This is a genomic window from Streptomyces sp. GbtcB7, assembly GCF_019091445.1.
Lineage (GTDB): Bacteria > Actinomycetota > Actinomycetes > Streptomycetales > Streptomycetaceae > Streptomyces > Streptomyces mirabilis.
The window spans coordinates 1-15,069 of record NZ_JAGXJM010000016.1 but is presented as its reverse complement, the minus strand read 5'-3'; the positions used below and the strand labels follow the sequence as shown (position 1 = coordinate 15,069).

Sequence of the window (15,069 nt, the reverse complement as noted above, 5' to 3'; positions counted from 1 at the left end):
GCGAGCTGAGCCGCCCGGGCAACTGGACTGGCTCGCTCCGCGTTGACCAGTGCGGATGTGACACACCGGCAGCCGCAATGACAGGTCGGCCAATCGGTCACGGTGCGGTGTGCGCGGTCATCACGCCGAAGCCTGCGATGTACTCGCGGATCGGCCGGTAGAACGAGTACGTCACGTCGTACGGGCCCGCCGCGCCGAGGGATGCGAAGGCGGCGACCCAGGTGCGGACCTCGTGGGCGGAGTTTCCGGCATCCTTCGCCATCTGCTCGGGCGTCACCGCGTCGACCGGGGAGAGATCGCCGGAGGCGAGGGTCGCCATCAGGGCCTGGTCCCACTCGGGGTTGAGATCCTGGATGGTGGCCGTGCCCGCCGTGAAAGCCTTGGCCGTGTCGATGACCCGTTGCTGCCGGGCGTCACGGGCCGCGGCCGTGGGGTGCCTGCCGTTGAGCAGCAGGGCGCGTGCGGCGTCGTCGGCGGTGGCCCACTGCGGTACCGGCGGGTCGTGGGAGAGGCCGCCGGAGCCGATGACGAGAACGCGCTCGTCCTTGAGCGTCGAGAGGAAGCCGCCGATCGCCTCGCCGAGCCTGCGGACCCGGCGCATGGTCACGAACGGCTTGGCGACACCGTTGACGAAGACCGGGATGGTCGGCACGGTGTCGATGCCACCGAAGAGGAGCTCCAGTGGCTGGATGGCGCCGTGGTCGACCTCCATCCGACGGGAGATGGCCACGTCGATGTCGCGTTCGGCCACCCACTGGGCCAGTTCCTCGGCGCGCTCGGTCGGCACGCTCAGCGGGCCTTCGGCAGTGCCGTAGTCACCGACGCCCAACGCCTCGTAGCCGATACAGAACGGCGGCATCAGGTCGTAGAGGAACCCGTTGTAGTGATCGGGCGCGAAGGAGACGACCAGCGTGGGGTCGTACTCCTTGACGAAGGCCCGCGCGGCGGCGAAGGCGCTGTGGACGGCGTCGACCACCGCAGCGGGCGGGTCGGCGTACTCGAGGAGCGGGCTGTGCGACATCGCGACGACGGCGAGGCTCATGCCTGCACTCCTTGCGTGGTACGTGCCGTGGTCTGCGCAGGGGTGTCTTCGGCGGTTCCCGCTGTGAAGAGCGAGCCGGCCTTTCTGACGGAGGCGAGGGCCTGCGTCGCCTGCCGGGTCAGGGAGGCCGCGGCGACGAAGCGGTCGGGGCGCAGCACGACCAGGCCGCAGGAGTGGATGTCGAACCAGTCCTTGAGGGCCCCGGTGGTGTCACCGACCACGGTGACCGGCGCCGAGGAGCCCGCGTACTGCTTCTCGGCCCAGGTGCGTTGGGTCTCCGGCATGACGGAGACCAGTTTGATCCGGTGGCGGCGGGCGAACTCGAGGTCGGTGGGAGAGAGGAACGCCGTCGGGTCGGTGCCCCAGGTGGCCAGCGTCCACCAGTCGCCGGTGACATCGTCGAGCAGGACGTTCGTGGCGTCCGCGGTGTTCACCCGGGGCTGGATGAACTGCAGGCCGACCGGTGAGAGTTCACCCGCCGAGTCGATGAACGGTGCAAGCTTGCTGCGCTTGAAGCCGGCCTGCGCCTGGCCCGGGGTGAGCGTGACCTGGTCGACGACGACACCGGCGGCGTAGCGCGGCATCGGCTTGAACCGCAGCTCGGTGAAGTACGACTTCCACTTCGGCACGAGGTTGAGCGCCGAGGCGGACAGGTCGCGCACCTTGCCGCCGAAGCGGCCCATCTTCATGACCGTACCGGCCGCCATGTTCACGTCGATCATGTCGGCGGCGTGCTTGCGGCGCTCCTCGGCATAGGTGTCGAGGAGGGCGTCGTCGGCGTCGCCGGACAGGACGCTGGTGAACTTCCACGCCAGGTTGGTCGCGTCACGTATCCCGGAGTTCCAGCCCTGGCCGAGCCAGACCGGCATCAGGTGCGCGGCGTCACCGGCGATGAAGACCCGGCCCTTGCGGAAGTCCGAGGCGACCCGGCCGTGGTGGGTGAAGACGCGCTGGTTGATGACCTTCAACGCCGACGGGTCGGGGACGTGGCGGCGGAGCAGGGAGTGCAGGAACGTGGGGTCGTCGAACAGCTCGGTGGGCTCGTCGTCGTGGAGCATGAACTCCCAGCGGCGGATGCCCTGGGGAAGACCGATGGACACGTACGGTCGGCGCGGGTCGGCGCCGAGGTACACCGACGGGGTGCCGATCGGGTCGTTCTCGACGTCGACGACCACCCATCGGGTCGACGGCGACTTGCCCTCGAACTGGACGCCCATCCACTTGCGGGTGAAGGAGCTGCCGCCCTCGCAGCCGACGGCGTACCGAGCGGTGAGAGTTACCGTCCCGGTGGCGTTGTCGTCGGCGTCGAGCCGCTCGGCGGTGACCGCGACGTGGTCCCCGCGGTCCTCGATCCCTACGACACGGTGACTGAAGCGCAGCTCGGTGCCCTCGAAGCGGTCGAGCCCGGCGGCCAGCTCCTTGTCGACCAGCGGCTGGATGAAGCCGTGCTTGCGCGGGTAGCCGAACTCCTGCGTCTTGGGAGCGTTGGTGGCGAGCACCTGGCCCGTGCCGTTGACCAGCCGGACCACGTGGTGCGGGACCGTGTAGGGCTGGATCTGCTGCCACAGGCCCGCCGTGTGCAGGGTGCGGATCGACTCGTCGTCGAGGCCGACACCACGGGGGTAGCCGATCAGCTCGTGGCGGGCTTCGAGCACGGTGGCCCGGTGGCCGCGTACACCGATCAGGTTGGCGAGGGTGAGGCCCACCGGCCCGGCTCCGATGACGACGACATCAGTGTCGAAGGTGGTCATGGGGGTGTGTCCGATCGGGTCAGCTGTCAGTTGTGGGACAGGAAGTCGATGACGAGGCGGTTGAACTCTGCGGCGTGCTCGATCATGGCCCAGTGGCCGCAGTGGTTGAGCAGTACGAGCCGCGAGTCGGGGATGTTGGCCAAGAGCCACAGGCTGGTCTCGTAGTGCAGGACCCGATCGTCCTTGCCGTGGATCAGCAGGGTCGGCGTCCGGATGCCGGAGATCTTGTCGCGGTCCACCTTGATCGGGATCGGGGCGCCGTGCGCGAGGCCCTCGACATAGTTCTTGAGGTGGTCGGTACGGGCGAGCGCCGCTTCCGAGCGGGCCCGGGTCAGCTCCGGGGTCGCGAAGCGCGCCTTGTCGTAGGTCATGATCTCGACGAGCGCCTTCATGTTCTCCGGGCTCGCGTCCTTGTACGCCTTGACCAGGACCTTCAGGCCCTCGCTCGGGCCGTCACCAGCGCCGAAGAGGGAGGCCGGGCCGCGGCCGAGTGAGGCCCCCATCGTCACCAGGTGGGTGATGCGCTCGGGGTGCAGCGTGGCGAAGCGGACCGCGGTGTGGGCGCCCATCGAGTTGCCGACCAGGGCCGCCTTGGGCAGGCCGAGCGCGTCCAGGAACTCCACGAGCGTCTTGTCGTGGTCCATGTCCGTGGTCGCCTGGGCGTCGGAATCGCCCCAGCCCGGCATGTCAGGGGCGATGACATGGAAGCCGGCGTCGGCGATGGCGCCGATGTTGCCGGAGAAGTTCGACCAGCCGGTCGCGCCGGGGCCGGAGCCGTGCAGCAGGACGACGGGCATGGCACCGGCCTCGCCGGCCTCGTAGTACCGCATGTGCAGCCCCGACGGAAGGGCGATGTCGCGCGATGCGGTCTCTTTTGTGACGGCCATGATCCGGATTCCCTCGTACGGTGCTCGTGCGTTATGTGAACGCTGGCGAACGATAGTTGCACAGTTACCTGCATGTAACGCTCGCGATCGAGGAATGTCAAGGGACGGCTGTACTGGAATGAGGTGCAGCCGATCAGCCGCCACGAGCACCGACGGCTGCGTGATCGGCGATCTCGGCTCGGCGGGTGACGCCGGGCTCGGCGGTGCGGATTGCCGCACCCGAGCCGCACCCGCACGCCGAGGTGGCGCCGCGACCCCACCCAGGAGAGACGACCGGGCCCAGAGGGTCCCGGCCGCCCGTCCTGACCAAGGGGCCCGCCACGCGGCGCAGCCGGGACCGCCGACCGTCCCGGCCGATCCCGATTACGCGCGGAGCGCTTCCTTGCCCAGGTTCGACAGCGCGACGGCGAGCTGCTCCATCAGGCGCTCGTGCGCCACGGCCGGGTTCGCCTGGAGCGCGAGGAAAGCGCCGTCGAAGCCCGCGAGCGCGAAGTCGACGGTGTCGTCGGCGACCTGCCCGGCCCGGTCAGGGGCAAGGGTGGTGAAGGCGTGAGTGATCACAGCATGGAGGTTGTGAGGTATGCGCAGGGCGGTGGATTGACCGACGCTGAGAGGGACGCGCGGGAACGGGTGCGCCAGGATGTGTGACCCGGTTCCAGGCCGGGGCGACGAACAAGGCTGTCGCTGTCGCGTTGCGGGTGTCGCAGCGTTCGGTAGAGCGGTGGAGGCGGCAGTGGCGCGAGGGCGGTGCGGCTGGTGTCGCTTCGAAGGGTTCGCCCGGGCGCCCCAGGCTCTCTGACAAGCAGATCGCCCGGCTGGAGCGGGAGTTGGAGCGCGGCCCACTCGCACATGGCTGGGCTGACCAGCGATGGACTCTCGCACGTGTCAAGAACTTGATCGGGCGGCTGTTCCACATCTCTTCCACGGTGGAGGGCACGTGGCGACTGTTGAAGCGGCACGGGTGGTCCTGGCAGCAGCCCACTCGCCGCGCGATCGAGCGTGACGACGATGCAGTGTCGCTCTGGAAGAAGGAGGTCTGGCCGCGGGTAAGAGCGTCGCGGCGGCGTGCGGCGGCTGGATGGTCTTTGAGGACGAGGCCGGCCAGTCGATGACGCCGCCGCGTGCCAGGACCTGGGGCCGGATCGGCCAGACCCCGGTAGTGCGAGTGTGGGGCCGGGGCTCTGGACGAGTGTCGATGGCGGGCATGATCGGCTACAAGCCGGGCGAGCGGTCCCGACTGATCTACTCGGTCCGCGAGTACAACGGGCGCAAGGACCAACCGAAGGGCTTCGGTTGGCGGGATTTCCGCGACCTGCTGGTACGCGCGCGCGTCCAGCCCACCTACGCACCCGACCTGAACCCGCAGGAAGGCGTGTGGTCCCTGGTCAAGCGCGACATCGGCAACCTCGCCGCCGCCGACCTGGGCCAGATCACACGGGCCGTGAAGCGCAAGCTGAAGATGCTGCAGTACCGACCCCACGTGATCGACGGCTGTCTCACCGGCACCGGCCTGGTTCTGGTCCGCTGATCGCGCCGAACGTTTGTCGGGGGCCTCCTGCGTCCGCGCGCACGCCATGAGACAGGATGCACGCTACTCGCACCAGCTAGGCCAAGTGGAGGCGCACTGTGGGAGAGCCGGAACCAGTCGATCTGATTCACCTGACAGACGCAGACGGCGACCGGTGCATCGTTCGCGTCACTGGGCGTTATCAGCCTGGCATTCTGGCCGGGCATGACACCCTACGCGCCGATGTCCTGGTGTCCACCAGCTTCCTGGACGCACGCCTTGAGCTCTACCTCTTCCAGCGGGATCTCACCGCCTGGGAGCACGAGCTTGAAGGGCTGGTTCCGGGGGGTGAGGCGGGAATCGGCGGCGGCCGCGGTCTGGAGCTTGGCATTCGGCTCAACGAGGATCAGTCCGTGGGCGTGACGATCCACGACCCCGACCGGCTCTCCACATTTTTCTGGATCCAGCCACAGGACGACTGGATCCAGGACCACCGAGTCCGACTGGACCGACTTCGGCAGGTCTGGCCAAGCGAGGTCATCCAGACCGCTCCCATGGTCTACAAGTGGAGCCCGGACCGTAGGAACTGAGCACCTACGGCACAACCATCGGGAGTCAAGCCGCTACCTTCGTCGCCGACGATGGGCGCACGCCCACAGGCCAAACCAACTGGTCAGCCGACATCACGAGTTCAAGCTCAGTAGCGCAGATCTCATTGTTGGTCACGTCCGCGGGAGTGGTGTATCGACGGCCACTCGGTGATCTCGTTTTGAGGCTATGCGGTGAGTTCGGTGGGCAGGGCGGTCTCGTCGGTTTCTGACTCGATCGGGTGGAGGCGGGCCTTGGTCAGCAGGTCGAGTCCCATGTAGCAGCGGGCCTCGGTCCACTCGTCGTTCTGCTCGGCCAGCACCGCGCCGACCAGCCGGATGACGCCGGTGCGGTCGGGGAAGATCCCGACCACGTCGGTGCGACGGCAGCTTGTCCCGCAAGGCGCTCCGTTGCTCCCGCGGAAACGCTAACTACCCGGCCTTGGGGAAATTTCGGAACCTGCCGAGGACCTTCAATGGACGCCATTGATGTCGATCGGCCACCGGGCTCACGGCCGTCTGGGTGAGTCTGACCTGTGGAGTGTTGTTCGCGGCCTCGCAAGGCGGTACGAGTCGTTCGGGGCGCCGTGGTATGTGTGCGTGATGCCTGCGCTCCGTCCGGAGGGCGTCCAGAACGATTGGAGTGAGCGGGCATGGTCCTGGCAGCACGGCTGGTGTTGGCTGCGGTCTTCGGGGTCGCGGGGATCGCCAAACTCATGGACCGCGAGGGACTGCCTCGCGCCATCGCAAGCTTCGGCCTGCCAGCTCGAACGGGGAAGCCGCTTGGATACCTTCTCATCTCCTACGAGTTCGTCACAGCCCTGGCCCTTATCGTCAACCCATGGGCAAGGATCGGTGCGCTTGGAGCGCTCGGACTGTTGCTGACGTTCTGCCTGGCCATCGTGGTGAGCATCGCACGCGGCCGGACCCCGGATTGCCACTGCTTCGGAGGGCTACGCGCCACGCCGGTCGGGTGGGCCACGCTCGCACGCAACGGGCTCCTCGCAGCTACGGCGGGATTCGTCGCAACCGACGGGCGTGCCCCATGGTTCTTCACGGGCCTAGGTACCATCGCAGCGACGTGTTGGGTGGTGCTGGGACTCAAGCGATCCGGGAAAGTGCGACCGGGCATGGTCACACCGGGCTTTTCATTGCCTGACGCAACTGGACAGGTGTGGACTCTCGACAAACTGCTTGCCGCTGCGCATCAGCCACTCCTGCTTCTCTTCACTGATCACGCGTGCGGCGCGTGCGACGCACTGCTGCCACAGGTGGCCCAGTGGCAACAGGCCTATGCGGAACGGCTGACCATCGCAATCGTGAACGGCGGTCCCGCCGCAGACAGCGTTGCCTTCTCACGTGAGCACGGGCTGCGGAACCTACTGGTAGACGAAGACCGAATGCTGCTCACCACTTACGGTCTGACCGCCACACCCAGCGCAATGCTGATCGACGCCGACCGGATCCTCGCCGCCGCGCCAGCAGCTGGGTCAGTAGAGATCGCCGACCTGGTGACCAGGGCGCTCCAACCGCGTGGTAGATCAACGATCGCACGACGCGCGCTGTTGTTCGCCTCGGCCACGATGGTGCCCGCCGTCACCTCCACCCGCGCGATGGCCCGCGGCGTTACCGGGGCGAACTGGCGCCCAAAGCAAGTGAAGTTCGCTGGGGGATGGCTCTGCAAACAGCGCTACGCGCTGTGTACTAAAGCCGCCTGCAAACCCTCGCCGAGCGACCCGAACGTCCTCATCTGCCGCTGCGTGGTGGAATACGGCTACTCCTACGGCTATAAGTCGTGTGCAGAACGGGCACCAGTCAACAAAAGATTGGTATCGACGTTCTCGACACAAAACACCAACCACTATACCCGCACCATGACCTGCACATCCCGAGCACAATGGGCAAACTGTCTGGACGTGGAATGCGAAATCGACCCGCGCAACCCGAGACGCGCTGTGTGCCGCTGCAAGTCCGTGGAGAGCGGCGAATTTTTCACATTCGGGGGAAACTGCGACACCAGCACCTGCACCTCCGTGATTTGGTCAGCGGCAACACCACCCGGAGTCCCCTTCCAAGCCGCGATGGAGAGCATCGGCCTATCAGTCACACTCCCCAAAGCATGCCCGACAGGCACGGACGACGATGACCTTCCGCCTAGCGGCTTGGGGCTGGAGTTGCTTTGGGGCGAGTGATCACGGTCCCTTAAGCTTCCGGCGAGTCGGGCAGTCTGTGGACCTGCCCGTTAAAGCACGACGTTGGGGCCATGATCTTAGGTCACGTCCGCGGGAGTGGTGTATTGACGGCTACTCGGTGATCTCGTTTTGAGGCTATGCGGTGAGTTCGGTGGGCAGGGCGGTCTCGTCGGTTTCTGACTCGATCGGGTGGAGGCGGGCCTTGGTCAGCAGGTCGAGTCCCATGTAGCGGCGGGCCTCGGTCCACTCGTCGTTCTGCTCGGCCAGCACCGCGCCGACCAGCCGGATGACGCCGGTGCGGTCGGGGAAGATGCCGACCACGTCGGTGCGACGGCGGATCTCCTTGTTCAGCCGTTCCTGCGGATTGTTCGACCAGATCTGCCGCCAGATCTCGCGAGGGAAGGCGGTGAACGCCAGCAGGTCGTGCTGGGCGGCGTCCAAGTGGGCTGCAGGTTTGGGGAACTTGGCTTCCAGGGCGTCCAGGACGTGTCGCATCTGGGCCTGGACGGCGTCGGTGTCGGGCTGTTCGAAGACGGTCCGCAGCAGCGTGGCCACCCAGGGCTGGGCCGATTGCGGAACCTGGCTGAGCAGGTTGCGGGCGTAGTGGGTGCGGCATCGCTGTCAGGAGGCGTCGGGCAGCACTGCGCCGATGGCGTCGACGAGGCCGGCGTGGGCGTCGGAGATGACCAGCTGGACACCGCTCAGGCCGCGGGCGATCAGGGAGCGCAGGAAGGCGAGCCAGCCGACGCCGTCCTCCGCGGTGGCGACGTCGATGCCGAGGATCTCGCGGCGCCCGTCGGCGTTGACGCCGACCGCGATCAGGGCGTGGACGTTGATGATGCGGCCGCCCTCGCGGACCTTCTGGGTCAGCGCATCGACCCAGACGAACGCGTAAGGACCTTGGTCCAGGGGCCGGTTGCGGAAGGCTGCGACCTGCTCGTCCAGGTGCCGGGCCAACACGCTGACCTGGGACTTCGACAGCTGGGTGACGCCGAGAGAGGCGGCGAGCCTTTCGACCCGGCGAGTGCTCACGCCGAGCAGGTAGGCGGTGGCGACCACCGAGATCAGGGACTGCTCGGCCCGTCGGCGCCGTTCGAGAAGCCAGTGCGGGGAGTAACTGCCCTGGCGCAGCTTGGGGATGGCCCGTTCGACGGTCCCTGCGCGGGTGTCCCACTCGCGCGGGCGGTAGCCGTTGCGGTGGTTGACGCGTTCGTCGCTGACCTGCCCGTATTCGGCGTTGCAGAGAGCGTTGGCCTCCGTGGACATGAGCGCGGCGGCGAACGTCTTCACCACCGCGCGCAGCAGATCCGGACTCGCCGCGGCCAGGTTGTCTTCCGCGAGGGCGTGCAGGGGTATTCTCCGGTGTCCATGTTGAGCCAGGTGATGGTGAGGTAGTCGGGCGTTCGGCAGGGCCGGCGGATGGCGGCCAGTGCCCGGGAGCCCGCTGGGGCGAGCGTGTCGACCGGGCGGGAGACCGTCGGGTCAGAGGCCACCGGCCCGAACAGGTCTGGTTCGGCTCGCAGCATCGCGATGTCGGCCAGGCAGTCCCTGCCCAGGGCGGTCGCGAGCGCAAGATCCAGCAGGATCTCGCCCGGGTCGTGCACCGTCCGCGGCGTGCTCCACGGTGCGAGCGCCGCCGACTACGCAACACCCACGCCGCTCTTGCGGACCGTCTCCATCAGTAGCACGGCCCCGGCCTGCGAGACCACGGCATGACCGTTGCACTCGACTCGGACGGGCGGGTACGACCCGCTACGCATCTTCACTCGGGGAGTGCTTCTCCATGGGTGACGAACAGGACCTTCGACAAGCCCTATCGTCCCAGTTCAGAGGCACTCCTCGCATATTTGATCAACCTTCGGACGGCCGCCTTCGTGAAAGCCCGAGGTTAATGGGCGAGTCAAGCGCCGCTGGGTGCGCTCAGTAGCCGAAGAAGTGAAGGGCCGGGTCTCCGGCCTGCGGCCGTGTAATCGACCAACGCTGCGACCTGCGACTTACCTGTCGACGGTAGTCAGCGTTGGTCGCCGTTGAGTGCCCTCGGACGGCCCAGGGACGGCCCGGAGGGTGCTCAACGCATTGCCGGATGAAGCCCTCGACGCCAGAGCCCCGCTTTAGGAGCGAGGTTGGGCGATCACAGGCGTGAGCTGCGGATTCCCTGCCTTGGGAACAGGTCGGCGGTATTGCCCTGGCCAACCCCGGTTCCCCGTGAGTCCCCGTGCGTTCTGGCACGAGGGTGGCACGGCCCGGGGACCGCGCCACAACCCCTCGATGCGACCTACGGGTGGGACGGTCGCTGAGGTTCCTCGCACTGGCCAGGACCCTCCATGCCTACGCCTCGACATCAACTCTGGGCAGGGCCACCGGAATTCGGCCGGTGGTCACCCAGGACCTGATGACCGGCTCCGCGGGCGATCCGAAGACGCCCGCCAGCAGGATGTGCAACAGGAGCTCGGCGGCCGTTGCGAACAGTACGGGGGGAGGACTCTTGGTCGTAGCCCGCCCGGTCGATCACCAGCTGGCCGGCTGGTAGGGCCCCGCTGTTGAGGTCTGCATGCAGGCCGGCCGCCGCAGCATGATCCAGCCCTTCGGGCAGGCCCGGCAGCAGCCCCTGCTGTGGAGTAGACCGGACTGTCTTCCAGAACCTGACCCGCCAGGCCAGCCGGTCTCCCTCTCCCGGCGCGAACTCGCCACCCACCAGAGCCCTGAACTGCAGACCGCCGTAGTTCTGCTGCAGTTCCAGGACTGCGCGGGACCGGACGCCGGTGGTGACCGGGCGTGCGGGGGCCAGCCCGCTGACCTGGCTCTTGCCCAGGAGGCTGAACTCACGGCGGTCGTCGTCGACTGGCGCGCTTCGGCCGGATGCCCTCACCACAAACACGCAGAACCCCTCCGTTTCATGCAAGACCGGAATCCGCGACGCGAGCGTGGTTCATGGCGTCCAGGTGGAGCGCGCCACTGTACGAACGACCTGGACGCCATGGGCCGCGCCTGCTCGGCTCTGCCTGGGTCGATGGCAGACGGGATGGGACCCCTCGACGCACGCCCTCGACTGGTCGCCGGTGCCGCGGCGGCATCGCGCCGCCGCGGGCCGTCAGCTGATCGGGCTCAGCCCCTCGACGGTGAGGAGGTACGAAGGATGATCGTGGCCTGGATCGGCGGCCAGCTGCACGATCGCCTTGCCGACCTGCTCGGGGGTGAGTGCCGGCCCCAGCACTTCGAGGAAGGTGTCCACGTCCACCCCTTGGCGAGCGGCGTAGGCGGCCACGCCGTTGGCGCCGAGATCGGTGGCCGGGGAGAGTTTGGGCAGTACCGAGACGAACTTGACGCCAAGTGCGTCCCGTTCGGATTCGGCGGCGGCGTAGGCGGAGATGAACTTGATCGTGGCCTTGGCTCCGGCGTAGCCACCACTGAGGAGCGAACCGCCCAGCGCGGCCCCGCTGGAGAATGCGATCACGACACTGCCGGGATCGAGCGGGCGCAGCAGCGACTCGCGGGTCCAGTTGAACACCTGCTGGACGTCTACCTCCCAGTTGCGGCTGAACGTCTCCCACGTCTGCCGCTGAAGCGGCCTGGCCAGCGGGCTCGCCCCGGCATTGAGCACAAGGGTGCGCGGGTGATACTCCTCGACGAGCCGGCCGGCCACGACCGCATCGGATGCATCGGCGACGACCGGGATGACGGTGTCGCCGAGCTGCGCCTGCAGGTCCTCCAGTAGCCCGCGGTCACGGGCCACTGCGACGACGGACGCGCCCGCCGCCGAGAGGGCGACGGCGACGCCGCGACCGAAGCCCCGGCTCGCGCCGGTGACCAGCGCCGTGGTTCCGGTGAGATCGGTGAGTTCTTGGGTTGGCATCGAAAGCTCCTCCGGGTTTTCTGGGTTCTCTGGTTCCGGCACCGTGGTGGGCTCGGCCTCAACCGGTGGCTGACGCCTCCTGCGTCTGCGGCAGCGGAACGGGATCGTCCGGGTGCGGGATGCTCGCCTGTGTCTTGGACGGCGACAGGAGTCCGGGCACGACCCCGACGAGGGCCATGGCGCCCGCGACCAGCAGCGCGTACCGGAACCCGTGCAGGAACGACGCCGGTGAGGCGTAGCTCCCGTAGTGCGAGAAGACCGCCGCGAGGATCGCGACGCCGAACAGGCCGCCCGTCTCACGCACCGTGTTATTGGCACCCGCGGCCACGCCGGAGTCGTTGATGGGGACCGAGCCCACGGCGGCGTTGGCGAGTGTGGGGAAGACACACGAGATACCGATGCCCGACACGATCAGCGGAAGGATCAGACTGCCGTAACCCACGCCCGGTTCGGCGGCCAGCCCGAGCCAGCCGAGCCCCAGGCCCATCAACAGCAGGCCACCCGCCATGAACGGCCGGTTGCCGAATTTGTCGGACAGTGTGCCGGCGAGGGGTGCCACCAGCATCGGCATCGCGGTCCAGACGAGGATGCGCACCCCCGCTGCCAGCGGGGAGTAGCCCAGCCCGACCTGGAACATCTGGGCGATCATGAAAAGTGAGCCGATCAGCGAGAAACTCAGGAAGAAGGCCACTCCGCCCGAGGTGGCGAACCCGCGCCGACGGAAGTACGCCAGCGGCATCATCGGGAACCGGGCCCGGCGCTCGCGAACCAGGAAGGCGACGATCAGGGCCACGCCCACGATGAGCGCGCCGATCACCTCAACGCTGCCCCAACCGGCAGCCGGCGCCCGGACCGGTGCCCACACCAGCGCGAACAGGCCGAGCGCGATCAGCGGCAATCCCACCAGGTCCAGCTGCGGGCGAGGACCGTGGCTCTCCCACAGACGCACCATGGTCAACACGATGGCCACGGCTCCGTCCGGCACGTTGTTCCAGAAGATCCACTGCCAGGTGGTGCCCTCGGTGTTCGCGCCACCGAGCAGCGGCCCGGCGGCCACGCCCAGACCGGTGATGGCACCCCAGATCCCGATCGCCGCGCCCCGCTTCACCATTGGGAAGGCCTCACTGATCAGGGTCAGTGTCAGCGGCAGCACCGCCGCCGCGCCGATGCCCTGCACGAGCCGCGCCGCGATGAGCGTTTCCACACTGGTCGACAGCGCGCACGCGACGGAGGCCGCGGTGAACACCCCGAGACCGGCGACGTACATGCGTCGCCTGCCGAACCGGTCGCCCAGCGCCGCGCCCGTGAGCATCAGGGAGGCGAACGCAAGGTTGTAGGCGTTGATCGTCCACTCGAGATCGGACAGGCTCGCATTCAGATCCGTCCGCAACGACGGGAGCGCCGTGGCGACAACCACCACGTCCAAAGAAGTGATGAAAGCGCCGATCGATGCCAGGATCAGTGTCCAGGCCACCCGCACCGGGCGAACGGCCACGTGCGCAGCGTCACGCATGGCCGACGCCCGCGAAACCGCCGGGGCAGCTGGGGTGCGGCGCAGCGGGCATGCACCGAACTGTGCCCGCCGTAAAGGATTCATCCAACAAGGGATTTCTCCGCTTCATATACGAGAAAAGCCATTCCGTGAATTTACGCAATGGCGGTAAGGTCAGTCGCCTCACTACTGATAAGGACCAGAACCGAGACCGGAATTCATCGCCTGCTGCCGAAATTCCCGGCGCGCGGCCGTCGATCGGAGCCGTCCGCGTCTATATCGCGGGGCTGCGGCCCAGGAAGGCGACAAGCTGGTCACTGGGGTCGGCCCGTCGCGACGCCGCGACGGGGGCCGCGAACAGTGAATGGCGCAGGACTTCATCGACCACCAGGGGGGACAGCATCAGCAAGTCGACCGCCAGGGTCGGCGGAATCCGCCGGTGGCTGCCGCAGGCCACGGAAATGTCCCACCCATGCACTGCGATCTCAATGGCGCCCGTGATCGCCACCAGTTCGGCCGGCAGCGGATGCCCGGCCACGGCGACTGAGTGACCGGAGTGTTCGGCCACGGCCCACGCGTGCAGAAGCCGTCGCGTACCGTCTCGGTAGGCCGCCACGAGGCCCGCTGCCGGGTCGCCGTCGGCGCGCCTCTCGGGACCTCCGCCCCCAGCCGGAACCAGGTCGACGGAGCGGTGTTCGACACCCTGCCGCAGCACCCCGACCGACTCGTTGACGTGACGCAACAGCGCATACAGGTCCCAGTCAGCGCAGGGCGTCGGACAGGACAGGAATCCGGCCGTGACCGTTTCCATGCTCTCCAAGCCGTAACCGATCGCCCGCTCCAGCAGATCGGCCGGACCGATCAGCGTCATGAGCTCGTCGGCACGCGGGCAGGGGCCAGGCTCACAGGCAGGCCGAAGGGGGCAAAGAGGTCCGGGTCGTTGAACGAGATGATCCGCGAGATCCCGGTACGCGTAAGGGTGAGCACCTGCACCGCGTGCGCACGATGGATGCCGTCGTGCGCGAAATATGCCGCGACGGCGGACTGTCCGTTGGCCTCGGTGCGGACCATGCGGGCCATGCCTGGTCCGGCGAAGACCTTAGTCGCGATGAACCGTCCGACCGCTGAACGGCCGGCGAACCAGGTCGCGTTCGGGGGCATCTCCAAAGCGACGTCGTCGCGCAGCAGCCGCAACAGGGCATCGATGTCGGCGTTCTCGAATGCCAACATGTACTGGTCGAGCAGCGCCCGGTGACCTGGTTCGTCGGGCTCGGCGAGCGCTTCTTCCACAGGCGCGATCCGCTCAAGGTGGGCCCGCGCGCGCTGCAGTGCGCTGTTGACCGCTGCCGGTGTCGTGTCGAGCAGGTCGGCGACCTCTGCCGCCCGCCAGGCCACCACGTCCCGCAGGATCAGCACCGCCCGCTGCTTCGCGGGCAGGTGCTGCAGGGCGGCGATCAGCGCCAGCCGGACGCTGCCCCGCGACGCGACGATCGCAGCCGGGTCGGCCGTCATCGGGTCGCTCTGCGGCGCGGGCAGCGGCTGCACCCATGCGGTCCCCGGCTCCCCCAGAGACAGGGGCCGGTCCGGGTCGTCGCTGGCCGGACCGAGGCCGGACGGCAGCATCCGGCGGCTCCGGTGCTCCAACGCGGTCAGGCACGCGCTGGTCGCGATCCGATAGAGCCAGAAGCGCAGCGAGGAGCGCCCTTCGAAGCTGTCGTAGGACCGCCAGGCACGCAGGTACGTCTCCTGCACCAGGTC

At 67.9% G+C, this 15,069-nt stretch carries 11 protein-coding genes and 4 pseudogenes; 4 read left to right on the top strand and 11 right to left on the bottom strand.

Annotated elements, in window-relative coordinates:
* Positions 1-97: 97 nt before the first annotated feature.
* The 4 genes from KVT44_RS25390 to KVT44_RS25375 all read right to left on the bottom strand — a co-directional run bounded on the left by KVT44_RS25390 (position 98) and on the right by KVT44_RS25375 (position 4,241).
* A complete protein-coding gene (locus KVT44_RS25390) occupies positions 98-1,042 on the bottom strand; it encodes a 3-carboxyethylcatechol 2,3-dioxygenase (RefSeq protein WP_217568837.1) in 945 nt (314 codons plus the stop codon).
* On the bottom strand, positions 1,039-2,793 hold the full coding sequence (locus tag KVT44_RS25385; RefSeq protein WP_217568835.1) for a bifunctional 3-(3-hydroxy-phenyl)propionate/3-hydroxycinnamic acid hydroxylase: 1,755 nt from the start codon (positions 2,791-2,793) through the stop codon (positions 1,039-1,041). The genes KVT44_RS25390 and KVT44_RS25385 overlap by 4 nt, the downstream gene beginning before the upstream one ends.
* A gap of 26 nt (positions 2,794-2,819) precedes the next feature.
* Complete coding sequence (locus KVT44_RS25380) at positions 2,820-3,680, bottom strand: alpha/beta fold hydrolase (protein WP_217568832.1); 861 nt, start codon at positions 3,678-3,680, stop codon at positions 2,820-2,822.
* A 363-nt stretch (positions 3,681-4,043) separates the two neighbouring features.
* Positions 4,044-4,241 (bottom strand): hypothetical protein, encoded by a 198-nt coding sequence (locus tag KVT44_RS25375; RefSeq protein WP_217568830.1) that lies wholly within the window; start codon positions 4,239-4,241, stop codon positions 4,044-4,046.
* Positions 4,242-4,253: 12 nt separating this feature from the next.
* Here KVT44_RS25375 and KVT44_RS25370 point away from each other — a divergent pair.
* The 3 genes and pseudogenes from KVT44_RS25370 to KVT44_RS25360 all read left to right on the top strand — a co-directional run bounded on the left by KVT44_RS25370 (position 4,254) and on the right by KVT44_RS25360 (position 5,777).
* Positions 4,254-4,792: pseudogene (locus KVT44_RS25370) on the top strand (winged helix-turn-helix domain-containing protein).
* 83 nt (positions 4,793-4,875) lie between these two features.
* Complete coding sequence (locus tag KVT44_RS25365; RefSeq protein ID WP_308314100.1) at positions 4,876-5,208, top strand: DDE endonuclease; 333 nt, start codon at positions 4,876-4,878, stop codon at positions 5,206-5,208.
* 98 nt (positions 5,209-5,306) lie between these two features.
* Positions 5,307-5,777 carry a DUF5959 family protein gene (locus KVT44_RS25360; RefSeq protein ID WP_217568828.1) on the top strand — a complete coding sequence of 157 codons (471 nt, stop codon included), beginning with the start codon at positions 5,307-5,309 and terminating at the stop codon, positions 5,775-5,777.
* Positions 5,778-5,962: 185 nt separating this feature from the next.
* Here KVT44_RS25360 and KVT44_RS25355 read toward each other — a convergent pair.
* Positions 5,963-6,160: pseudogene (locus KVT44_RS25355) on the bottom strand (transposase); the annotation flags it as partial.
* Between the two features lie 267 nt (positions 6,161-6,427).
* Between KVT44_RS25355 and KVT44_RS25350 the strand changes: the two are divergent.
* Positions 6,428-7,966, top strand: a complete 1,539-nt coding sequence (locus tag KVT44_RS25350; protein ID WP_217568826.1) for a MauE/DoxX family redox-associated membrane protein — start codon at positions 6,428-6,430, stop codon at positions 7,964-7,966.
* A 135-nt stretch (positions 7,967-8,101) separates the two neighbouring features.
* On the opposite strand, the pseudogene KVT44_RS25345 reads toward KVT44_RS25350, so the two are convergent.
* From KVT44_RS25345 to KVT44_RS25320, 6 genes and pseudogenes are all read right to left on the bottom strand, one after another.
* Positions 8,102-9,322: pseudogene (locus KVT44_RS25345) on the bottom strand (IS256 family transposase).
* A 92-nt stretch (positions 9,323-9,414) separates the two neighbouring features.
* Positions 9,415-9,732 (bottom strand): annotated as a pseudogene (locus tag KVT44_RS25340) (transposase); the annotation flags it as partial.
* A gap of 1,325 nt (positions 9,733-11,057) precedes the next feature.
* Positions 11,058-11,819 carry an SDR family oxidoreductase gene (locus tag KVT44_RS25335; protein ID WP_099924937.1) on the bottom strand — a complete coding sequence of 254 codons (762 nt, stop codon included), beginning with the start codon at positions 11,817-11,819 and terminating at the stop codon, positions 11,058-11,060.
* A gap of 58 nt (positions 11,820-11,877) precedes the next feature.
* The gene (locus tag KVT44_RS25330; protein WP_308314099.1) at positions 11,878-13,314 is read right to left on the bottom strand and encodes an MFS transporter; all 1,437 of its coding nucleotides are present in this window, start codon (positions 13,312-13,314) and stop codon (positions 11,878-11,880) included.
* A 271-nt stretch (positions 13,315-13,585) separates the two neighbouring features.
* Positions 13,586-14,182, bottom strand: coding sequence for a TIGR03086 family metal-binding protein (locus KVT44_RS25325; RefSeq protein WP_217568823.1), 597 nt, complete (start codon positions 14,180-14,182; stop codon positions 13,586-13,588).
* On the bottom strand, positions 14,179-15,069 hold an 891-nt coding region (locus KVT44_RS25320; protein WP_217568821.1), incomplete at its 5' end, for an RNA polymerase subunit sigma-70. The genes KVT44_RS25320 and KVT44_RS25325, both read right to left, overlap by 4 nt.